This window comes from Pseudomonas sp. MPFS (assembly GCF_022537035.1).
In the GTDB taxonomy this organism is placed as follows: domain Bacteria; phylum Pseudomonadota; class Gammaproteobacteria; order Pseudomonadales; family Pseudomonadaceae; genus Aquipseudomonas; species Aquipseudomonas sessilinigenes.
The window spans coordinates 2,194,911-2,216,881 of the sequence record NZ_CP066123.1; the positions used below are offsets into that span (position 1 = coordinate 2,194,911).

Below are 21,971 nucleotides of genomic sequence, written 5' to 3' on the forward strand. Positions count from 1 at the left end.
AGGCTGTATTCAGTGAGCTTCACCGGCCTTGGCTCCCTGGGGCAGGGCCTTGGTCAGGAGGATGGCCAGCATGCTGATGCCCAGGGCGATGCCGACAAAATGGAATGCATCGTTGTAAGCCATGATCAGCGCTTGTTGATGGGTGATTTCGCTCAGCTTGCCCAGGGCCGCGGTATCGTTGCCGAGCTTCTCCGTGAGGTTGGCCAGGCGTTCCGCGACTTGTGGGTTGCCTGGCACAACGGCTTCGCGCAGATAGTCGAAGTAAGTCTTGGTCCTGGCATCCAGCAGGGTTGCCAGCAAGGCGATGCCGATCGCACCGCCCAGGTTGCGCAGTATGTTGAACAGGCTGGAGGCCGAGCCAGCATCCTGTGGCTGTATGTAGACCGTGGCGATCAGCGAGATGGTCACCATGATCAATGGCTGGCCCAGGGCGCGGATGATCTGGATCTGGTTGAACTGCGGGCCAGCGAAATCCGGGTTGAGTACGCCTGATGAGAAGCTTGCCAGGCCGAACAGGCCAAAACCCAGGGCGCACAGCCATTTGGGCGAGACATAGCGCATCAGCTTGGGAACCAGCGGGATCAGGAACAGCTGCGGAACGCCCATCCACATGATCACCTCGCCGATCTGCAGGGCGTTGTAGTTCTGGATCTGCGCCAGGTACAGCGGCAGCAGGTAGATCGAGCCGTAAAGGCCGACCCCCATGCCCAGGCTGGAGATGCTCGACAGGCCGAAGTTGCGATTGCCCAGAATTCCCAGGTTGATCAGTGGATTGGGCTTGGACAGTTGGACAATGACGAACGCGCTCAGGCTGATCAAGGCGATGCTGCCCAGGGTGACGATCAGGCTCGATTCCAGCCAGTCCTTGCGATGGCCTTCCTCGAGGAACACCTGCAGGCATCCCAGTCCCAGCCCCAGGGTGAGAATGCCGGTGTAGTCGGTGCTCTTGAGCAGCTCCCAATGGGCAGGTTTCTTCTCCAGGCCGTACAGCAGGCCGGCAATCATCAGCAGCCCTGGGGGGACGTTGATATAGAAGATGTATTCCCAGCCCCAGTTCTCTGTCAGCCAGCCACCGAGGGTCGGGCCAATGGAGGGGGCGAAGGTGGCGGTCATGGCGAACATGGCCATGCCCTTGGCCCGGTGGTGCTCGGGGAGCTTGATCAGGGTCAGGGTGAATGCCAGGGGAATCAGTGCGCCGCCGGTGAAGCCCTGCAGGGCGCGGAACACGATCATGCTTTCCAGGCTCCAGGCCATGGAGCAGAGCAGGGAGGCGATAAGGAATCCCACCGACACCCAGACGGCCAGCCGGCGTGCCGAGAGCAACTGCACCAGCCAGGCGGTGAGAGGAATCATGATGATTTCCGCCACCAGGTAGGAGGTGGAGATCCATGAGCCTTCCTCCAGGGTCGCGGAGAGGGCGCCCTGGATGTCCTTGAGCGAAGAGTTGGTGATCTGGATGTCCAGGACCGCCATGAAGGCACCGAGCATGGCGCTCATGACCGCGATCCAGTCGCGCCGGCTGGGCTCTCCGACCGGGCGCAGTAACGCGTCACCGGCCATCGGCTGGGTCTTTGATGTTCACTTTGACGGTCACGGACATGCCCGGGCGGATCTTGCCTTGCAGCGGGTTGTCGCTGGCGAAGGTCAATTTCACCGGGATGCGTTGTACCACCTTGGTGAAGTTGCCGGTGGCGTTGTCCGGTGGCAGCAGGCTGAACTGCGCGCCCGAAGCGGCGAACAAACTCTCGACCCGGGCTTGGATCGGGGTGTCGCCATAGGCATCGAAGGTCAGCTCGGCTGGCTGTCCCGGGCGCATGTGGCCGATCTGGGTTTCCTTGAAGTTGGCCTGGACCCAGATGTCCTGGTCCGGAACGATCGACAGCAGGTAGGCGCCGGCCTGAACCACCTGGCCATTGCGGGCGGCGCGCTGGCCGATGATGCCGCTGATGGGGGCATGGATCTCGCTGCGGCTCAGGTTCAACTGCGCTTGGGCCAGGTCAGCCCGGGCGTTGGCGATCAGGGCGTCCAGGCGCTTGATATCGGCGCTCAGGGCGCTGACTTGCTGGCGTTGGCCCTGCAGGTCGGCCTGGGCCCTGGCGACCTGGGAGCGGGCAATATGGTTGTCGGCGGAGAGCGTGGTGACCCGCTCTTCAGATACGTAGCCAGGCTTGCGCAGGGTCTGGGCCCGGGACAGGTCGATTTGCGAACGGCCCAGGGTGGCCTGGCTCGATGCAACCTGGGCCTCGCTGGCGGCGATAAGGCTGCCTTGTTGGGTCAGCTTGCTCTGGGCCTGCAGGCGTTCGGCCTCGCGGGTAGCCAGGGCGGCCAGGGCACGATCAACGGCCAGTTGGAAGTCGGCGCGCTCCAGGCGTGCCAGCAGTTGACCCTGTTCCACATGCTGGTTGTCTTGCACCAGCACTTCATCGATGCGTGCACTGAGCTGGCTGGAGACCCGGGTTATTTCGCCTTGGACATAAGCATTGTCGGTCACTTCGTAAAAACGTCCGTGGAACCACCAATGACCGAGGAAACCCAGGGCTACCAGCAGGATCACGAACAGGAAGATGAACAGGCGACGCTTGAGTTGAGCAGGCATGGGCGGGACGCAATCAAATGTAAGTAAATTTTTCTAAGAATGAATCTGGCATATAGCCGGCAGGTGGTAAATGCCGCTTGCAGATTATTGGCGGTTTCTGGCGGTCGCAGTGGCCTGTAGTCGCAACCTTGGCTTAAATGCCCTCCTTACTGGAGCCCGGCTGGTGTCGCCTGTTACCATTCGCCCCCTGTTTGTTCCTCGCTTTTTCTATTCTTTTCGAGACATGCCATGACCACCGTCCGTACGCGCATCGCGCCATCGCCTACCGGGGATCCCCACGTAGGTACTGCTTATATCGCTTTGTTCAACTACTGCTTCGCCAAGCAGCATGGCGGTGAGTTCATCCTGCGTATCGAAGACACCGACCAGTTGCGCTCGACCCGCGAGTCTGAGCAGCAGATCTTCGATGCCTTGCGCTGGCTGGGTATCAACTGGAGCGAAGGCCCGGATGTTGGCGGCCCTCACGGCCCGTATCGCCAGAGCGAGCGCGGTGAGATCTATCAGAAGTACGCCCAGCAACTGGTGGACCTGGGTCACGCCTTCCCGTGCTTCTGCACCGCTGAGGAGCTGGACCAGATGCGCGCCGAGCAAATGGCGCGCGGCGAGACCCCGCGCTATGACGGCCGTGCCTTGTTGCTGTCCAAGGAAGAAGTGGCCCGGCGTCTGGCTGCCGGCGAACCCCATGTGATCCGCATGAAGGTGCCCACCGAAGGCGTCTGCGTGGTGCCCGACATGCTGCGTGGCGATGTCGAGATCCCGTGGGATCGCATGGACATGCAGGTGCTGATGAAGACCGATGGCTTGCCGACCTACTTCCTGGCCAACGTGGTGGATGACCACCTGATGGGCATCACCCACGTGCTGCGTGGTGAGGAATGGCTGCCGTCGGCACCGAAGCTGATCCTGCTGTACGAGTATTTTGGTTGGGAGCAGCCGCAGTTGTGCTACATGCCACTGCTGCGCAACCCGGACAAGAGCAAACTGTCCAAGCGCAAGAACCCGACTTCGGTGACGTTCTACGAGCGCATGGGCTTCATGCCCGAGGCGATGCTCAACTACCTGGGGCGCATGGGCTGGTCGATGCCGGACGAGCGCGAGAAGTTCTCGCTGCAGGAAATGGTCGATAACTTCGACTTGTCGCGGGTGTCCCTGGGCGGCCCGATCTTCGATATCGAGAAATTGTCCTGGCTCAACGGCCAGTGGCTGCGTGACTTGCCGGTGCAGGAGTTCGCCGCGCGGGTGCAGAAGTGGGCGTTCAACAGCGACTACATGATGAAGATCGCTCCCCATGTGCAGGGGCGGGTAGAAACCTTCAGCCAGATCGCGCCGTTGGGTGGCTTCTTTTTTGCCGGTGGGGTCGCGCCGGATGCCAAGCTGTTCGAATCCAAGAAACTGTCCGGTGACCAGGTGCGTCAACTGATGCAACTGATCCTGTGGAAGCTCGAAAGCCTGCGCCAGTGGGAGAAGGACACGATCACCGCGACCATTCAGGCTGTGGTGGAGTCCCTGGAGTTGAAGCTGCGCGATGCGATGCCACTGATGTTCGCCGCCATCACGGGTCAGGCCAGTTCGGTGTCGGTGCTCGATGCCATGGAAATCCTCGGTCCGGACCTGACTCGTTACCGTTTGCGCCAGGCCATCGACCTGCTGGGCGGTGTGTCGAAGAAAGAAAACAAGGAATGGGAGAAGCTGCTGGGCGCCATCGCCTGAGCTTCTGCTTGAGGTGACGACCGGTGGGAGTGGCGATCTTTTCGGCTACGCTTGAGTCTTGAGTGGTGGGTCGATCGGTCGCCTTGGCCTGGGTTCTTTCCGGCCTGCATCGGCTCTTTTGTCGGAGCCGATTCGGGCCGGGAAGGGCGCAAAAGCCCGGTTTTTCTGGGCAGGGCGGTAAGTGATTGTTATCCCGGCAAATTTTTTGTCAAAAAGCTGAAAAAAAATTGACAGCCTTGAGAACGCCCCTTAAGATTCGCCCCGTCCTCACCGACGAGGGGCTATAGCTCAGCTGGGAGAGCGCTTGCATGGCATGCAAGAGGTCGACGGTTCGATCCCGTCTAGCTCCACCAAATTTACAGTTCAAGGTTTGGCCACGCCGACCTTGAATCGACCGGTACTCAGCACTGGTCAGTTGTTAGAAGGGTTTGCGTCCCCTTCGTCTAGTGGCCTAGGACACCGCCCTTTCACGGCGGTAACAGGGGTTCGAGTCCCCTAGGGGACGCCAGTATCACACAAGCGATGTTGCAAGATATCGCTGCGCCGCGAGGCGAAAAATCTGGGGCTATAGCTCAGCTGGGAGAGCGCTTGCATGGCATGCAAGAGGTCGACGGTTCGATCCCGTCTAGCTCCACCAATTTGCAGTTCAAGGTTTGGCCACACCGACCTTGAGCCGATCAGTACTCAGCACTGATCATCTGTCAGAAGGTTTGTGTCCCCTTCGTCTAGTGGCCTAGGACACCGCCCTTTCACGGCGGTAACAGGGGTTCGAGTCCCCTAGGGGACGCCAGTATCACACAAGCGATGTTGCAAGATGTCGCTGCGCCGCGAGGCGAAAAATCCGGGGCTATAGCTCAGCTGGGAGAGCGCTTGCATGGCATGCAAGAGGTCGACGGTTCGATCCCGTCTAGCTCCACCAATTTGCAGTTCAAGGTTTGGCCACACCGACCTTGAGCCGATCAGTACTCAGCACTGATCAATTGTCAGAAGGTTTGTGTCCCCTTCGTCTAGTGGCCTAGGACACCGCCCTTTCACGGCGGTAACAGGGGTTCGAGTCCCCTAGGGGACGCCAGGTTTGCCCGCTATGCGGGATTTAAAGGGTCATTCGATTATTGAATGACCCTTTTGTTTTTCTGGCGTCCAGCCAATTCTTTCCCCAGCCCGTAACTCTGACCGATGGTCATGCTAGTGACTTGCGGAGGATTATTATGCAAATAATATTTCTCCGCAGTATTGGGAGGCAACGATGAACGATAAAAAAGCTCAGACCCGTGAACGCATTCTCCAGGCTGCCAGCTCGGCACTGATTCGACGTGGCCCGGCCGAGCCCAGTGTGGGTGAGGTAATGGGGGCTGCCGGGCTGACGGTGGGTGGTTTCTATGCGCATTTCGAGAGCAAGGATGCGCTGATGCTCGAGGCATTCAGCCAGTTGCTCGCCTATCGGCGCGGCTTGCTCGAGGAAATGGACGCCGGCCTTTCTGGTGAGGAGCGGCGAGCCCTGGCTGCGGCATTCTACCTGTCACGCAAGCATCGCGACTCCAGTGAGTTGGCCTGCCCGATTCCGGCGTCGATCGGAGAGCTGGGGCGCTTGCCCGAGGGCTTTCGGCAGGCCTTGAGTGAGCATATGGAGCTGATGGTCGCGCAATTGGCCGACTGCCCGGAAGATACCGACAAGGCCCTGGCCGATCTGGCATTGATGGTGGGTGGTCTGTCCCTGGCCCGCGCCCTGGGGCCTGGCGAGTTGTCCGACCGCTTGTTGCGAGCAGCCAAATCCGCAGTGCTATGACTTCGTCTGCGCTGCGGGGAGGGCGTTTCACCCTGTGGCTCGGTTATGAGGTGATATTTATGGGTGCGCCAATACACCTGGGCATCCGGTACACTGCCCCGGTCAAAAAACTCACCGGGAGTTGAGCATGAGTTGGGATCTGGCAACGCCATTCATCATCGATTTGCAGGTGGCGGCCGAGGATATCGATGGCTTGGGGCATGCCAATAATGCGGTCTATGTCACCTGGCTGGAGCGTTGCGCCTGGCGCCATTCCCAGCGCCTGGGGCTGGACCTGGCCGAATATCGCCGGCTGGACCGGGCCATGGCTGTGGTGCGGCATGAAATCGATTACCTGGCGGCGGCCTATGAGGGCGATGAGCTGCAATTGGCCACCTGGATCGTCGATTGGGACCAGCGCCTGAAGATGACCCGGCGCTTCCAGCTGGTTCGTCCGAGTGACGGCAGCACCTTGTTGCGGGCCCAGACCACCTTCGTCTGCATTGAGCTATCCAGCGGCAAGCCCAAGCGCATGCCTGCCGAGTTTCTCGATGGCTACGGACCGGCATTGCAATCGTCTTGAGCGCTTTCCTATAGGCCTGCCTTGGTTGGCCACTGCGATGGGGCGCTACGGCAAAGTACTGCTCGCGGGTGAAACCCAGTAAACTGGCGCCCGTTTTTTCGCCTGTTTTCGTCGAGTGTGTTTCATGCAAATTGCCCTGGCGCCCATGGAGGGGTTGGTCGACAACATCCTGCGGGATGTACTGACCCGTGTTGGCGGGATCGACTGGTGTGTCACCGAGTTCATCCGTGTCAACGACCGTCTGCTGACGCCTGCCTATTTCCACAAGCTCGCTCCCGAGTTGTTGCAGGGCGCACAGACTGCGGCTGGTGTGCCGCTGCGCGTGCAGCTGCTGGGCTCCGACCCGGTCTGCCTGGCCGAGAACGCAGCCTTGGCCTGTGAGCTGGGGAGTGAGGTCATCGATCTGAACTTCGGCTGCCCGGCCAAGACCGTCAACAAGTCGCGGGGTGGGGCGGTGCTGCTCAAGGAGCCCGAACTGCTGAACCAGATCGTCGAGCATGTACGGCGTGCGGTGCCGGCGCATATCCCGGTCACGGCGAAAATGCGCTTGGGGTTCGATAGCCCGGATGGCGCACTGGTATGCGCTACCGCGCTGGCCGAAGGCGGCGCCGAGCATATCGTGGTGCATGCGCGGACCAAGGTCGATGGTTACAAGCCGCCGGCCCACTGGGAGTGGATCCCTCGGGTGCAGGAAGTGGTCAAGGTGCCGGTGTTCGCCAATGGCGATATCTGGAGCGTCGAGGACTGGCGGCGCTGCCGGGAAATCAGCGGGGTCGAGGACATCATGCTGGGGCGCGGGCTGGTCTCGCGTCCGGACCTGGCCCGGCAAATCGCTGCAGCGCGAGCTGGTGAAGAGGTGGTGGAGATGTCCTGGGCCGAGTTACTGCCATTGATCCATGACTTCTGGGCCCAGGTGGTGGAGCAGTTGACGCCGCGTTCGGCCCCGGGGCGGCTCAAGCAATGGCTGGCGATGTTGACCCGCAACTACCCCGAGGCGGTCGAGTTGTTCACCGCGTTGCGCCGGGAAACCGAGCTGGAGCAGGTTGGCAGGCTGCTGGGCGTGCCATGCAGCGAGGCCGCCTGACGAAATTTGCGTGGCCGCTCTTGAAATGCCTTGGGTGGTCCATATCTCTTGGGTACGCGATGCCGAATTCGGGTCGCGGAGACAATCACTCGCTGAATATCAGGAGATTTACCCATGAGTACTGCATTTTCCCTGGCACCCCTGTTTCGCTCCTCGGTCGGTTTTGACCGTTTCAATGACCTGTTCGAATCGGCATTGCGCAACGAGCCGGGTAGCAGCTATCCACCCTACAACGTCGAAAAGCACGGCGACGACCAGTATCGCATCGTCATTGCGGCCGCCGGCTTCCAGGAGCAGGACCTGGAGTTGCAAGTAGAGAAAGGCGTGCTGACCGTGAGCGGCGGCAAGCGTGACGCCAACGAGAGTGTCACCTACCTGCACCAGGGCATCGCCCAGCGCGCGTTCAAGCTGTCCTTCCGTCTTGCCGACCACATCGAAGTCAAGGCAGCGGCCTTGAACAACGGCCTGCTGAACATCGACCTGCTGCGGGTCGTGCCGGAAGAGGCCAAGCCCAAGCGCATTCCGATCAATGGTGCGCAGCAACCGGCTTTGCAGCACTAAGCAAGGCATTGCAAGAAAAGGGCGCCCAGGTGGCGCCCTTTTTCGTGCCGGTCATTTGAGCAGCTTCTTGAACTCCTCCAGGGGCAATGGCCGACTGTGCAGGTAGCCCTGGTAGAAATGGCAGTCCAGTCCCTGCAGGAAATCCAGTTGCTGCTGGGTCTCTACGCCTTCGGCGATCACTTTCAGCTCCAGGCTGCGAGCCATGGCGACAATGGCCCGGATGATTTCCGCATCGTTGGGGTCATGGGTAGCGTCGCGAACGAAGGATTGATCGATTTTCAGCGTATCCACCGGCAGGCGCTTGAGGTAGGTCAGGGAGGAATATCCCGTGCCGAAATCGTCCATGGCGAAACTGACACCCAGCTTCTTCAGGCGACGCATCTTGCTGATAGTGTCCTCCAGGTTCTGGATCACGATGCCTTCGGTGATTTCCAGTTTCAGCAGTGACGAGGGCAGGGCATAGGCCGCCAGACTGTGCTCGATTCTCTCCACGAAGTCGTTCTGGCGGAACTGTCGCGGGCTGATGTTCACGCACAGGCTGAACTGGTATGGATTCACCAGGCCCTGCTCGATCAACTGGCTGAAGGCCAGGCAGGATTCGTCGAGGATCCAGGTTCCTACCTCGAGGATCAGGCCGCTATCTTCCAGTACCTTGATGAACTCCGTTGGCGATTGTGCGCCGAGCTCCGGGTGCTGCCAGCGCACTAACGCTTCGGCCCCGATGATGCGGTTGTCGCGGGCATTGACCTGGGGTTGGAAATGCACGCTGAATTCGCCGCGGGACAGTGCCAGGCGCAGGTCGGTCTCCATGCGCAGGCGCTCGCTGGCGGCCTTTTGCATGGTGTTGTGGTACATCTGCGTGGTGTTGCGTCCTGAATCCTTGGCGCGATAAAGAGCGATGTCCGCTCGCTTGAGCAGGTCGGTGGGGGTCGAGCCGTGGTCGGGGATCAAGGCCACGCCGATGCTGGGGGTGACCTGCAGGCGCTGGCCATCGAGGAACATCGGCTCGGAGAGCAGCTCGCGCAGGGTGCCGGCCAGTTGCCGGACTTGTTCGCTGACCTCGTTGCGCGAGCCTTCCAGGCCGCTGAGCAGGACCACGAATTCATCGCCGCCCAGGCGCGCCACGGTGTCTTCCATGCGTACGCTGGCCTCCAGGCGTGCCGTGATGATCTTCAGTACCGTATCGCCCACCGGATGCCCGAGGGAGTCGTTGATGTGCTTGAAGTGGTCCAGGTCGAGAAACAGCAAGGCGCCTCGCAGGTTATGGCGCTTGAGCAGGGCGATCTGTTGGCTCAGGCGGTCCATCAGCAGGGCGCGGTTGGGCAGGTTGGTCAAGGGGTCGTGGTAGGCCAGGTGGCGGATCTGGGCCTGGGCATTCTTCAGCAGGCTGACATCCCGCGCGGTCAGTAGCAGGCAGGGGATTTCATTGAGCGTGATCGGCTCCACCGAGACTTCCAGGGTGAGGATTTCCCCGCGTTTGTTGCGCCCGAGCATTTCCATGTGATGCACCCGGCCCTTGAGCTTGAGCTCACCCATCAGCGCGGATAGCTGGAGCTCTTCGGCCCAGATGCCGATCTCGTGCATGGAGTGGCCGAGTACCTCGTCGGTACGGTAGCCCGTCAGCCGGCAGAAACCGTCATTGACCTCCAGGTAGCGGCCGGTGTCGTGTTCCGTGATGGTGATGGCGTCGGGGCTGGAATGGAAAGCCTTGGCGAACCTCTCCTCGCTGGCCTTGAGGGCCGCCTCCGAGCGTTGCTGCTGGGTAATGTCGCGCAAGGTGGTGACGATGCAGGGCTGCTTGTCGACGATGATCTGGCGACTGGAAATGATACAGGTCAGCGGTTGGCCGTCCTTGTGATTGACCACCACCGCCACGTTGTTCAATGCCTGTTCGCGGATCACCTGTTCGATACGCCGCAGGCGTGGGGCCGAGTCTTCCCAGAGGCCGATCTGCTCGGCGCTGCGGTCGCGCACTTCATCCAGGGTCCAGCCAAAGGTCTGGGTGAAGCTGGAGTTGATCTCGATGAACTGGCCGGTTTCCAGCAGGGTCACGCAAATCGGGTCCGGGCTCACCTGGAACAGGCTGGCGAACTTCTCCTCGGAGGTGATCAGGCGTTGTTCGCGCTCCACTTGCTCGGTGATGTCCAGCAGGGTGCCGGCCATGCGCAACGGATTGCCTTGTTCATCGCGATACAGGCGGGCTCGGCTTTCCAGGTAGCGAGAGCTGCCGTCGGCCAGTTGCACGCGATAGGTCAGCTGGTAGTTGCCCGCCGGACCCTCGCGCAGGCTGCGATAGGCGTCACGCATGGAGTTGCGCTCTTCGGTGGGCACGCCCTCGAAGAAGGCATCGAAGGACTCGTGGAAAGGGGCGGGCTCCAGGCCGTGCAGTTGTGCCGCCCTGGCCGAGCCGTAGAGCATGCCGCTGGGGATGTGCCAGTCCCATGTGCCCAGCTGTGCCGAGTCCAGGGCCAGGTCCAGGCGCTCCTGGCTGTCCTTGAGCGCCTGCTCGGCTCGCTTGCGCTCGCTGGTATCGAGAAAGGTGCTGAGCAGGAAGGCCTTGCCCTCCAGTTCGACCTTCTGTGCGCTGAGAATGCCGTCATGGATCTGGCCGTTGCTGGAGCGCAGCTGCACTTCCAGGCTGGCGGCCTGGCCCTTGTGTTGCACAGCCTTGATCAGCTGGGCGCGTTGTTCGGGATTGACCCATAGGCCGATTTCCAGGGTGGTGCGCCCGATCACGTGTTCGGCAGGCCAGCCGAACTGGCTCTCGAAGTACTGGTTGGCTTCGCTGATCAGGCCGTCTTCCAGGCGGGTCAGCAGCACCATGTTGGGGCACAGATGAAACAAGGTGGCGAAGCGCTTTTCCGAGCTGCTGAGGGCCTCTTCGCGCTGGCGCTGGTGGGTGATTTCGCGGATGACCCCGATCATCCTGGGCTTGCCGTGCTTGTCGGGCAGTACGCTGCCGTTGATCTCCAGCCAGTGCAGGCTGCCATCAGGCCAGCGAATACGGTGGTGCATGGCATGCTCGAGGGGAGCCCCGGCCAGTACCGAGTGGAAGGCGCGCACTGTCCTGGCGCGGTCTTCGATGGGTAGCAGGTCGAGGTATTCGAGGTTTTCCGGCAGGGGTTGGCGTGGATCGAAGCCAAAGAGTGCCTGGGTGCCCCGGGACCAGCTGATTTGCCCGCTTTCGATATCCCAATACCAGGCGCCCAGGCGCGCGCCGTTCAAGGCGGCGAGCAGCTGCGGTGCGCTTTCCCAGCTCTGTTCCGACTCCCTGGGGTCGACGGCGTGGATGCGCGGCATGGGCGGAATACGGTCAGCGGGTTTGGGCATGGTGATCAGGCCTTGTGCTGAGTAGTTCGTTTGGCGCGAGGGCTCATGGCGGGAGGCGACAGGGCACGGGCAAAACCCGGAATACTTATGCCGGGTTCCCTGGCCAATCGACCTGTGCGTCCAATAAGGCCATGAAAGCCCGCGCAGCATTCGACAGCGTCCGTTCGGTATGCAGGATATAGCCTAGCTGGCGGTGTAGTTGTATGCCCGGTAAAGGGATGCGCGCCACTTGTTCGTCGAGCATTGTGCGCGGCAGCACACTCCAGGCCAGGCCGATGGAGACCATCATCTTTATGGTTTCCAGATAGTTAGTGCTCATGGCGATGTTCGGCGTCAGGCCCTGGGCCTCGAACAAGCGCTGCACGATGTGGTGGGTAAAGGTGTTGCCGCCGGGAAAAACCGCCGGATGCAGGGCGATATCCGCCAGGCTGACCTGGCCATTGCTGACCAACGGGTGTTCCGGGGCGGCGACGAAGTCCAGCGGGTCGTCCCAGACCGCGGTGGCCTTGACCAGGCCGTGGGGCTCGGGAGCCAGGGTGATGACGGCCAGTTCGGCGCGGCCGTGGAGGATTTCCTCATAGGCCACCTCCGAATCGAGGAACTGGATGTCCAGGGCCACTTGTGGGTAGCGCCGGGTATAGGCCCGCAGCAAGGGTGGCAGGCGGTGCAGGCCGATGTGATGGCTGGTGGCCAGCGTCAGGCGGCCGCTGACTTCTCCGGTGAGGTTGGTCAGCGCCCGGCGGGTGTCATCCAGCACATTGATGATTTGGTAGGCCCGTGGCAGCAAGGCGCGTCCGGCTTCGGTTAGGCCGATCTCGCGACCCAGGCGATCGAACAGTCGCACATTGAGCTGTTGCTCCAGCCCGGCAATGCGCTTGCTGATGGCGGGCTGGGTCAAGTGCAGGCGTTCGCCGGCGCCGGAGAAGCTGCCGGTTTCGGCGATGGCGATGAAGGCGTTGAGGTTGGCCAGATCCATCATGACATTCCAGTTGGTTATCCAAAGCATGAAAAATATGAATTTGAGTTATTTAATCTAACGCCATAGCATCAGCCTCACAAGCCAAGGGGTTATTGATCGATGCACGATCAGGGCCTGGGGCATAGAAACAAGCTGATGAGGAAGAGTCCGATGGCTGGCAAGACGCTCTACGACAAGCTCTGGGAAATGCACGAGGTGAAGCGCCGTGACGATGGTTCGTCGCTCATCTACATCGATCGCCACATTCTCCATGAGGTGACCTCGCCACAGGCTTTCGAAGGCCTGCGCCTGGCGGGTCGCCAGCCATGGCGCATCGATGCCAACATCGCCACCCCGGACCACAACGTGCCGACCACCCAGGCCGAGCGCAAAGGTGGCCTCGACGCCATTGCCGACGAAGTGTCGCGCATCCAGGTCAAGACCCTGGATGAGAACTGCGACGACTTCGGCATCCTCGAATTCAAGATGAACGACATCCGCCAAGGCATCGTCCACGTGGTCGGTCCGGAGCAGGGGGCCACCTTGCCGGGCATGACCGTGGTTTGTGGCGACTCGCACACCTCGACCCACGGCGCCTTCGGCGCGTTGGCCCACGGTATCGGCACTTCCGAGGTGGAGCACGTGCTCGCCACCCAGTGCCTGGTGGCCAAGAAGATGAAGAACATGCAGGTGCGCGTCGAGGGCCAGTTGCCCTTCGGCGTGACCGCCAAGGACATCGTCCTCGCAGTGATCGGCAGGATCGGTACCGCGGGCGGCAACGGCCACGCCCTGGAGTTCGCTGGCAGCGCCATTCGCGATCTGTCCATGGAAGGCCGCATGACCATCTGCAACATGTCCATCGAGGCGGGTGCCCGCGTCGGCATGGTGGCTTGCGATGACAAGACCATCGACTACGTGAAGGGTCGCCCGTTCTCGCCGCAAGGCAGCGACTGGGACAAGGCCGTAGAGGCCTGGAGCGACCTGGTGTCCGATGCCGACGCGCATTTCGACACCGTCATCGAGCTGCGTGCCGAGGACATCAAGCCGCAGGTCAGCTGGGGTACTTCCCCGGAGATGGTGCTCGCGGTGGACCAGAACGTACCGGATCCGGCTGTCGAGGCCGATGCGGTCAAGCGCGACTCCATCGTCCGGGCGTTGAAGTACATGGGCTTGAACGCCAACCAGGCGATCACCGATATCCAGCTGGACCGGGTATTCATCGGCTCCTGCACCAACTCGCGCATCGAAGACTTGCGCGCCGCCGCGGCCGTGGCCAAGGGGCGCAAGGTTGCCTCCACCGTGAAGCAGGCGCTGGTGGTGCCGGGCTCGGGCCTGGTGAAGGCCCAGGCCGAGCAGGAAGGCTTGGACAAGATTTTCCTCGAGGCCGGCTTCGAGTGGCGTGAGCCGGGCTGCTCCATGTGCCTGGCGATGAACCCTGATCGCCTGGAGAGCGGCGAGCATTGCGCGTCCACTTCCAACCGCAACTTCGAAGGCCGCCAGGGCGCCGGCGGACGTACCCACCTGGTGAGCCCGGCCATGGCCGCGGCTGCCGCGGTGACCGGTCGTTTCATCGATGTACGTGAATTGATGCAGGCCTGAGGAGACCAGAGATGAAAGCATTCACCCAGCACACAGGCCTCGTCGCACCGCTCGACCGTGCCAACGTCGACACCGACCAGATCATTCCCAAGCAATTCCTCAAGTCGATCAAACGTACCGGCTTCGGTCCGAACCTGTTCGACGAGTGGCGCTACCTCGATGTGGGCCAGCCCAACCAGGACAATTCCAAGCGCCCGGTGAACCAGGACTTCGTGCTCAACTTTCCGCGCTATCAGGGTGCCAGCGTGCTGCTGGCCCGCGAGAACTTCGGCTGCGGCTCCTCCCGCGAGCACGCGCCGTGGGCGCTGGATGAGTACGGTTTCCGTACGGTGATCGCGCCGAGCTTCGCCGACATCTTCTTCAACAACAGCTTCAAGAACGGCTTGTTGCCGATCATCCTCAAGGATGAAGAAGTCGACGAACTGTTCCAGCAGAGCGAAGCCACCGAGGGTTACCAACTGACGGTCGATCTCGCCGCGCAGACCGTGACCCGCCCGGATGGCAAGCAGTACAGCTTCGAAGTGGACGCGTTCCGCAAGCACTGCTTGCTCAATGGCCTGGACGACATCGGCCTGACCCTGCGGGACGCCGACGCCATCCGTAGTTTCGAAGTCGGCTACAAACAGCGCCAACCCTGGTTGTTCCGCGACGCTTGAGCGCCGACCGGCCGGCTCCTGCTGGAGCAGGCCAATGAGTGCGGTTTCTCCCTGATCACAAGGACCCAATCATGACCAGCAATGCCCATAGTCAGGTGGTACAGAAGCAATTCGGTGAGCAGGCTGCGGCCTACCTGAGCAGTGCCGTGCACGCCCAGGGCGCCGAGTTCGCGCTGTTGCAGGCCGAGGTGGCGGGCAAGGGCGAGGCCCGGGTGCTGGATCTTGGGTGCGGTGCCGGGCATGTCAGTTTCCATGTCGCGCCGCTGGTCAGGGAGGTGGTGGCCTACGACCTTTCCCAGCAGATGCTGGACGTGGTGGCAGCGGCGGCCCAGGAGCGTAAGCTGGGTAACGTCCGTACGGTAGCCGGTGCAGCAGAGCGCTTGCCGTTCGCCGATGGTGAGTTCGACTTCGTCTTCAGTCGCTACTCGGCCCACCACTGGAGCGACCTGGGCCTGGCCCTGCGCGAGGTGCGCCGGGTCTTGAAGCCTGGTGGCGTGGCGGCGCTCATCGATGTCTTGTCGCCAGGCAGTCCGTTGCTGGATACCTACCTGCAGAGCGTCGAAGTGCTGCGCGACACCAGCCATGTCCGCGACTATTCGGCCGGGGAATGGCTGCACCAGCTCAACGAGGCCGGGTTGCAGGCCCGCAGCAGCGCCCGGCAGCGCCTGCGCTTGGAGTTCAGTTCCTGGGTCGAGCGCATGCGCACCCCGGAGCCGCTGAGGGTGGCTATTCGCCAGTTGCAGCAGGCGATGGGCAATGAAGTGCGCGAATATTTTCAGATTGAGGCCGATGGTTCGTTCAGTACAGATGTACTGGTACTGTGGGCCGAACGATAGAATTTTTCCGGGTGCGCCCAAGGGCGTGCCGACAGAACGAACGAGGAATGCATGAGCAAGCAGATTCTGATTCTCCCTGGTGACGGTATTGGCCCGGAAATCATGGCCGAAGCGGTCAAGGTCCTGGAGTTGGCCAATGACAAGTACGGCCTGGGTTTCGAGCTGAGCCACGATGTGATCGGCGGCGCGGCCATCGACAAGCACGGCGTGCCCCTGGCCGATGAGACCCTGGACCGGGCCCGTGCTGCCGATGCGGTGCTGCTGGGCGCGGTGGGTGGCCCGAAGTGGGACAAGATCGAGCGTGACATTCGTCCGGAACGCGGGCTGTTGAAGATCCGCGCGCAATTGGGGCTGTTCGGCAACCTGCGGCCGGCGATCCTCTATCCGCAACTGGCCGATGCCTCCAGCCTGAAGCCGGAAATCGTCTCGGGCCTGGACATCCTCATCGTCCGCGAGCTGACCGGCGGTATCTATTTCGGTGCTCCCCGCGGCACCCGCGAGCTGGAGAACGGCGAGCGCCAGTCCTACGACACCTTGCCCTACAGCGAGAGCGAGATCCGGCGGATCGCCCGGGTCGGCTTCGACATGGCGCGGGTGCGCGGCAAGAAGCTCTGCTCGGTGGACAAGGCCAACGTCCTGGCGTCCAGCCAGCTGTGGCGTGAAGTGGTCGAGCAGGTGGCCAAGGACTATCCGGACGTCGAGCTCAGCCACATGTACGTCGACAACGCGGCCATGCAGCTGGTGCGCGCGCCCAAGCAGTTCGACGTGATCGTTACCGACAACATGTTTGGCGATATCCTCTCCGACGAGGCCTCGATGCTCACCGGTTCCATCGGCATGCTGCCTTCGGCATCCCTGGACGCCAACAACAAGGGCATGTACGAGCCTTGCCACGGTTCGGCGCCGGACATTGCCGGGCAGGGCATCGCCAACCCGCTGGCGACCATCCTCTCGGTGTCGATGATGCTGCGCTACAGCTTCAACCTGACCGCAGCGGCGGACGCCATCGAGCAGGCTGTGAGCCGGGTATTGGACCAGGGCTTGCGCACCGGTGACATCTGGTCGGCCGGCTGCACTCGGGTCGGTACGCAGGAAATGGGCGATGCAGTAGTCGCGGCGCTGCGGAATCTGTAATCTTTCGGGCCCACTGCACAGACAGTGGCCCACTTTTGTATAGGTGTAGTTGCGATGAAACGTGTAGGTCTGATCGGTTGGCGCGGTATGGTCGGTTCCGTGCTCATGCAGCGGATGCTTGAAGAGCAGGACTTCGATCTTATTGAACCGGTGTTTTTCACCACTTCCAATGTCGGTGGCCAGGGTCCGTCGGTAGGCAAGGATATTGCCCCGCTCAAGGACGCCTACAGCATTGAAGAGCTGAAAACCCTCGACGTGATCCTGACCTGCCAGGGTGGCGACTACACCAGCGAAGTCTTCCCCAAATTGCGCGAAGCCGGCTGGCAGGGCTACTGGATCGACGCTGCTTCCAGCCTGCGCATGCAGGACGACGCAGTGATCATCCTCGATCCGGTGAACCGCAGGGTCATCGACCAGCAACTGGACGCCGGGACCAAGAACTACGTCGGCGGCAATTGCACTGTCAGCCTGATGCTGATGGGTCTGGGTGGCCTGTTCGAAGCCGGCCTGGTGGAGTGGATGAGCGCCATGACCTACCAGGCGGCCTCTGGCGCCGGCGCGCAGAACATGCGCGAGCTGATCAAGCAGATGGGCGCCACCCATGCCGCGGTCGCCGATGACCTGGCCAACCCGGCCAGCGCCATCCTCGACATCGACCGCAAGGTGGCCGAGGCCATGCGCAGCGATACCTATCCAACCGAGAACTTCGGCGTGCCGCTGGCCGGCAGCCTGATTCCGTGGATCGACAAGGAACTGCCCAACGGCCAGAGCCGCGAAGAGTGGAAGGCCCAAGCCGAGACCAACAAGATTCTCGGCCGCTTCAAGAGCCCGATCCCGGTGGATGGTATCTGCGTGCGTATCGGCGCCATGCGCTGCCACAGCCAGGCGCTGACCATCAAGCTCAACAAGGATGTGCCGATCGCCGACATCGAAGGGCTGATCAGCCAGCACAACCCCTGGGTCAAGCTGGTGCCGAACCAGCGTGAGATCAGCATGCAGGAGCTGAGCCCGACCAAGGTCACCGGTACCCTGAACATTCCGGTGGGCCGTCTGCGCAAGCTGAACATGGGGTCGCAGTTCCTCGGTGCCTTCACCGTGGGTGACCAATTGCTGTGGGGCGCGGCCGAGCCGCTGCGCCGCATGCTGCGGATCTTGCTGGAGCGCTGATTGCGCGATTGGCTTGAAACGACCCGCGCCCATCCTGGGCGCGGGTTTTTTTATGCCTTGATCGGCTGCGGCTGGCCGGCGAATTGCCTCGTCATCGCCCGCCGGGTAAAGTGCCGCTCCCCGTTTTGCCTGAGGTAGCACCATGACTCCGTCCTTTGATATCGCCGTGATCGGCGCCACCGGCACAGTCGGTGAAACCCTGGTGCAGATTCTCGAAGAGCGCGATTTCCCCATCGCCAACCTGTACCTGCTGGCCAGCAGCGAGTCGGCGGGGCATTCGGTGCCGTTTCGTGGCAAGAACATCCGTGTGCGTGAAGTCGACGAGTTCGATTTTGCCAAGGCCCAGCTGGCGTTCTTTGCCGCCGGTCCGGCGGTGACCCTGAGTTTTGCGCCTCGCGCCACTGCCGCCAACTGCGCGGTGATCGATCTGTCGGGAGCCTTGCCGTCGACCCAGGCGCCCAGCGTAGTGCCTGAGGCCAATGCCAAGGTCCTGGCTGGTTTGCGCAAGCCCGTGCAATTGAGCAGTCCGAGTGCTTCGGCCACGGCGCTGGCAGTAGCGTTGGCGCCATTGCAGGAGCTGCTGGATATCCAGCAGGTCAACCTGACGGCTTGCCTGGCGATTTCCAGCCAGGGTCGCGAGGCGGTCAGTGAACTGGCTCGCCAGACTGCCGAGCTGCTGAACGTGCGTCCCATGGAGCCGCGCTTCTTCGATCGGCAGGTGGCCTTCAACCTGCTGGCCCAGGTAGGCACGGTGGATGCGCAGGGGCACGCATTGCTGGAAAAACGCCTGGTCAGGGAGTTGCGTGAGGTCCTGGGTCTACCTTTATTGAAGATTTCTGTCACATGCATTCAAGCGCCGGTATTTTTTGGCGATAGCTATAGCGTGACTTTGCAGTCAGCAGCCGATGTCGATCTGGCCGCAGTGAATGCTGCGCTGGATTCTGGCCCGGGCCTGGAGCTGGTGGACGCCGGGGATTATCCGACGGCCGTGGGTGACGCAGTGGGCCAGGATGTGGTCTATGTTGGGCGGGTTCGTACCGGGGTCGATGATCCTGCGCAATTGAACCTGTGGTTGACCTCGGACAATGTCCGCAAAGGTGCGGCTTTGAACGCGGTACAGCTGGCTGAATTGTTGATAAAAGACCTGCTGTAAAAGATACTTGGCAACAATTTGCAGAATGAATCTAGCTGAGCGCTATGCTTGGCAAGTTGCTGGAGGTGAGTGGCCGTCAGGTGCTCCCGGGGCATGCAAGAATTAATCGCGCGTCGTGACCATCCCGGTCCCGCGCAATGCCTGATGGCAGCCGCTACAAAACCTTCTCGCTGGCCGAGGAATGTTCAAACAAAGGATGAGGCTATGGTTCAAGTTCGCAAACTGGTGTTAGCAATAGCGGCCGCCTCGGCGCTGTCCTCCGGTATGGCGCAGGCGCTTGGGCTTGGGGAACTGACCCTGAAGTCGAGTCTGAACCAGCCTCTGGTAGCAGAAATCGAACTGCTTGATATCAAGGATCTTACTGCCGCCGAAGTGGTGCCGAGCCTGGCCCCGGCGGAAGAGTTCGCCAAGGCGGGCGTCGATCGCCAAGCCTTTCTCAATGACTTGAGTTTCACTCCGATCCTCAACCCCGGTGGCAAGAGCGTGTTGCGCGTCACGTCGAGCCAACCGCTGTCGGAGCCGATGGTCAAGTTCCTGGTGCAGGTCATGTGGCCCAATGGTCGCCTGCTGCGCGACTACAGCGTATTGCTGGATCCTTCGAAGTTTTCTCCACAAGCGGCGGCAGCGGCCCAGGCGCCGCTCGCAGGTGCTTCGGTCAATGCCCCGGTCACCGCTGCCAACAAGGTCAGCAAGCCGGAGCAATACACCACCTCGGCCCGTGACACGCTGTGGGAGATTGCTGCAAAGAACCGTAACGGTGCTTCCATCCAGCAAACCATGCTGGCGATCCAGGCCTTGAACCCGGACGCCTTTATCGATGGCAACATCAACCGGCTGAAAACCGGACGAGTATTGCGCTTGCCTGACGTTGTCCAGAGCACGGCATTGCCGCAGCCCAAGGCCATTGCCGAGGTTGCTGCGCAGAATGCTGCCTGGCGTCAGGGGCGGCGCGCGGGTACCCGTGGCCAGCAGCAAGTGGATGCGACTCGCCGTAGCGGTACCGACAAGTTGCCCAAGCAGGTCAACACCAAGGACAACTTGAGCCTGGTCTCTGCCGAGTCCGGCAAGGCGCGCGGCAAAGGTGCCGCAGGTGACAGCAAGGCATTGAACAACAAGCTGGCAGTGACCCAGGAAAGCCTGGACGCGACCCGTCGCGACAATGCCGAGCTGAAAGATCGTATGGCTGACCTGCAAAGCCAGTTGGACAAGTTGCAGCGCCTGATCGATCTGAAGAACAGCCAATTGGCCAAGCTCCAGGCTGAAGGTGCGGCACCTGCCGCGCCTGCAGCGCCAGTGGCCCCGCCAATGCCTGCGGAGTTGGTGGCCAAGCCCGAGGTCCCAGCAGCTCCGGTCGCTCCGGTGGCACCGGTCAGTGAGCCGGCTGCGAGCCCGGCGGTGGATGCCCAGGCGGCCAAGACGGATGAAGACAAATATGCTGATCTGCTGAGCAATCCGATCCTTTTGGGTTTGGTCGGTGGTGGAGCGGTCGCTGCGTTGTTGCTGCTGTTGCTGTTGCTGGCCCGCCGTCGCAAGGCTCAGCAGGAAGCAGAAAAGCACTTGCGCATGGCGCGGGCGTTGTCCGAGGAAAGCGATTTTGCGCAAGAAATGGATTTGCCCGAGGGGAGTTTCGAGGGCCTTGAGGTTCCGCCGCCTAGCGTGAAGCTGGCTCCAGCTCCAGCTCCAGCTCCAGCTCCAGCTCCAGCTCCAGCTCCAGAGCCGAAACCGGAGCCTGTGGTTGCGCCAGTACCGGCGGCGCCGCTGGAGCGGGCAACCGATGTGTTGGGGCAGGCGCAAAATCACATCGATGGCGGCCGTCTGAACCAGGCGGCGGCGATCCTTGAGGAGGCGGTCAAGCTGGAGCCACAGCGCAGTGAACTGCGTCTGAAACTCATGGAAGTCTATGCTCGCCAGGGCGACCGCAGTGCCTTTGTCACCCAGGAGCGGCAGTTGGTTGCCAATGGCGATAATCATGCCCAGGTCGAGCAGCTCAAGAGCCGCTTTCCGGCAATGGTTGCTGTAGCTGCGGCTGCAGGGCTGGCTACGGCGGCCGCCGCAGCCGAGCTGGACGCCGAGTATGTCAAGGAGCTGCTGCAGGACGAGCCTGCGGCTCCTGAACCGGCTGCACCGGTGGAAGGGCTGGATGCCGATTTCGATTTGAGCCTGGATGATCTGGAAGCCGCTTCGCCAGCAGCCTTGACGCCAGAGCCAGAGCCAGAGGCGGACGTGGAGCTGGAGGATTTCCCCCTGGATGATGACCTGAGCTTCGGTTCGGTGCTCGAACAGCAGATTGCGCCAGCTGTACCAGAGGAAAGCCTGGATGATCTGGGAGACTTCGACCTGGATCTGGGGGCGGACCTGCCTGCCGCCAGTCAAAGTGATGACGAGTTCCTGATGAGTCTTGAGGATGACCTCAAGGACCTGCCGGCTGATGATGTGCCGACGGTTACCGAGTCGGCGCTGGACGATCTGGATTTGTCGGCGGACTTCGATCTGTCCCTGGCTGATGAGATGGATGCCGCCGAGCCCAAGGATGCCTTCGCTTCCGAGCTGGACGACGTCAACGCTGAACTGGATCGGCTCGCCCAGAGCCTCGACCAGCCACAAATGCCGACCTTTACCGCTGAAGATGCCGCTGCTGCACCCGATGAAGTCGATTTCGACTTCCTTTCCGGGAGCGATGAGGTGGCCACCAAGCTCGATCTGGCCCAGGCCTACATCGATATGGGCGACAACGACGGTGCCCGGGATATACTGGGCGAGGTGTTGAGCGAGGGGAGCGAGGGGCAGAAGAGCGAGGCGCAGGAAATGCTTGCTCGCCTGGCCTGATAAGGCCTGGGGT

At 61.7% G+C, this 21,971-nt stretch carries 16 protein-coding genes and 6 tRNA genes; 18 read left to right on the forward strand and 4 right to left on the reverse strand.

Going from position 1 to position 21,971, the window contains the following annotated elements:
* Positions 1-9 precede the first annotated feature (9 nt).
* Both I9018_RS10260 and I9018_RS10265 read right to left on the reverse strand, forming a co-directional pair.
* Positions 10-1,560: an MDR family MFS transporter gene (locus I9018_RS10260; RefSeq protein WP_124346284.1), complete on the reverse strand. Its 1,551-nt coding sequence runs from the start codon at positions 1,558-1,560 to the stop codon at positions 10-12.
* Positions 1,550-2,596: an HlyD family secretion protein gene (locus I9018_RS10265; RefSeq protein ID WP_124346285.1), complete on the reverse strand. Its 1,047-nt coding sequence runs from the start codon at positions 2,594-2,596 to the stop codon at positions 1,550-1,552. The genes I9018_RS10260 and I9018_RS10265 overlap by 11 nt, the downstream gene beginning before the upstream one ends.
* 228 nt (positions 2,597-2,824) lie before the next feature.
* Between I9018_RS10265 and gltX the strand changes: the two genes are divergently transcribed.
* The 11 genes from gltX to I9018_RS10320 all read left to right on the forward strand — a co-directional run bounded on the left by gltX (position 2,825) and on the right by I9018_RS10320 (position 8,299).
* A complete protein-coding gene (gene gltX, locus I9018_RS10270; protein ID WP_068576798.1) occupies positions 2,825-4,306 on the forward strand; it encodes a glutamate--tRNA ligase in 1,482 nt (493 codons plus the stop codon).
* 277 nt (positions 4,307-4,583) lie between these two features.
* Positions 4,584-4,659: transfer RNA gene (locus I9018_RS10275), tRNA-Ala, on the forward strand.
* Between the two features lie 79 nt (positions 4,660-4,738).
* Positions 4,739-4,814 (forward strand) — tRNA-Glu (locus I9018_RS10280).
* Positions 4,815-4,867: 53 nt separating this feature from the next.
* Positions 4,868-4,943: transfer RNA gene (locus I9018_RS10285), tRNA-Ala, on the forward strand.
* A gap of 77 nt (positions 4,944-5,020) precedes the next feature.
* Positions 5,021-5,096, forward strand: a tRNA-Glu gene (locus I9018_RS10290).
* Between the two features lie 53 nt (positions 5,097-5,149).
* A tRNA-Ala gene (locus I9018_RS10295) sits at positions 5,150-5,225 on the forward strand.
* Positions 5,226-5,302: 77 nt separating this feature from the next.
* Positions 5,303-5,378, forward strand: a tRNA-Glu gene (locus I9018_RS10300).
* 174 nt (positions 5,379-5,552) lie between these two features.
* Positions 5,553-6,092 (forward strand): TetR/AcrR family transcriptional regulator, encoded by a 540-nt coding sequence (locus I9018_RS10305; RefSeq protein ID WP_068586232.1) that lies wholly within the window; start codon positions 5,553-5,555, stop codon positions 6,090-6,092.
* A 127-nt stretch (positions 6,093-6,219) separates the two neighbouring features.
* Positions 6,220-6,654 carry a thioesterase family protein gene (locus I9018_RS10310; protein WP_241109361.1) on the forward strand — a complete coding sequence of 145 codons (435 nt, stop codon included), beginning with the start codon at positions 6,220-6,222 and terminating at the stop codon, positions 6,652-6,654.
* 124 nt (positions 6,655-6,778) lie between these two features.
* Positions 6,779-7,738 (forward strand): tRNA-dihydrouridine synthase, encoded by a 960-nt coding sequence (locus I9018_RS10315; protein WP_068586238.1) that lies wholly within the window; start codon positions 6,779-6,781, stop codon positions 7,736-7,738.
* A gap of 114 nt (positions 7,739-7,852) precedes the next feature.
* On the forward strand, positions 7,853-8,299 hold the full coding sequence (locus I9018_RS10320) for an Hsp20 family protein (RefSeq protein ID WP_068586242.1): 447 nt from the start codon (positions 7,853-7,855) through the stop codon (positions 8,297-8,299).
* A gap of 51 nt (positions 8,300-8,350) precedes the next feature.
* On the opposite strand, the gene I9018_RS10325 is transcribed toward I9018_RS10320, so the two are convergent.
* Both I9018_RS10325 and I9018_RS10330 read right to left on the reverse strand, forming a co-directional pair.
* Positions 8,351-11,629: an EAL domain-containing protein gene (locus I9018_RS10325; protein WP_241109362.1), complete on the reverse strand. Its 3,279-nt coding sequence runs from the start codon at positions 11,627-11,629 to the stop codon at positions 8,351-8,353.
* Positions 11,630-11,714: 85 nt separating this feature from the next.
* Positions 11,715-12,605 carry a LysR family transcriptional regulator gene (locus I9018_RS10330; protein WP_068586248.1) on the reverse strand — a complete coding sequence of 297 codons (891 nt, stop codon included), beginning with the start codon at positions 12,603-12,605 and terminating at the stop codon, positions 11,715-11,717.
* A gap of 153 nt (positions 12,606-12,758) precedes the next feature.
* Between I9018_RS10330 and leuC the strand changes: the two genes are divergently transcribed.
* The 7 genes from leuC (at position 12,759) to I9018_RS10365 (ending at position 21,958) form a co-directional block, all read left to right on the forward strand.
* Entirely contained in the window at positions 12,759-14,186 is a 1,428-nt protein-coding gene (gene leuC / locus I9018_RS10335) for a 3-isopropylmalate dehydratase large subunit (RefSeq protein WP_068586250.1), read from the forward strand.
* 11 nt (positions 14,187-14,197) lie between these two features.
* Entirely contained in the window at positions 14,198-14,842 is a 645-nt protein-coding gene (gene leuD, locus I9018_RS10340; RefSeq protein ID WP_068586252.1) for a 3-isopropylmalate dehydratase small subunit, read from the forward strand.
* Between the two features lie 71 nt (positions 14,843-14,913).
* Entirely contained in the window at positions 14,914-15,678 is a 765-nt protein-coding gene (locus I9018_RS10345; protein ID WP_124346288.1) for a class I SAM-dependent methyltransferase, read from the forward strand.
* A gap of 51 nt (positions 15,679-15,729) precedes the next feature.
* A complete protein-coding gene (gene leuB, locus I9018_RS10350; protein ID WP_053138888.1) occupies positions 15,730-16,812 on the forward strand; it encodes a 3-isopropylmalate dehydrogenase in 1,083 nt (360 codons plus the stop codon).
* 54 nt (positions 16,813-16,866) lie between these two features.
* Positions 16,867-17,979, forward strand: a complete 1,113-nt coding sequence (gene asd / locus I9018_RS10355) for an aspartate-semialdehyde dehydrogenase (RefSeq protein WP_241109363.1) — start codon at positions 16,867-16,869, stop codon at positions 17,977-17,979.
* A 142-nt stretch (positions 17,980-18,121) separates the two neighbouring features.
* Positions 18,122-19,132: an aspartate-semialdehyde dehydrogenase gene (locus I9018_RS10360; protein ID WP_068586262.1), complete on the forward strand. Its 1,011-nt coding sequence runs from the start codon at positions 18,122-18,124 to the stop codon at positions 19,130-19,132.
* A 204-nt stretch (positions 19,133-19,336) separates the two neighbouring features.
* The gene (locus I9018_RS10365; RefSeq protein WP_241109364.1) at positions 19,337-21,958 is read left to right on the forward strand and encodes a FimV/HubP family polar landmark protein; all 2,622 of its coding nucleotides are present in this window, start codon (positions 19,337-19,339) and stop codon (positions 21,956-21,958) included.
* Positions 21,959-21,971 lie beyond the last annotated feature (13 nt).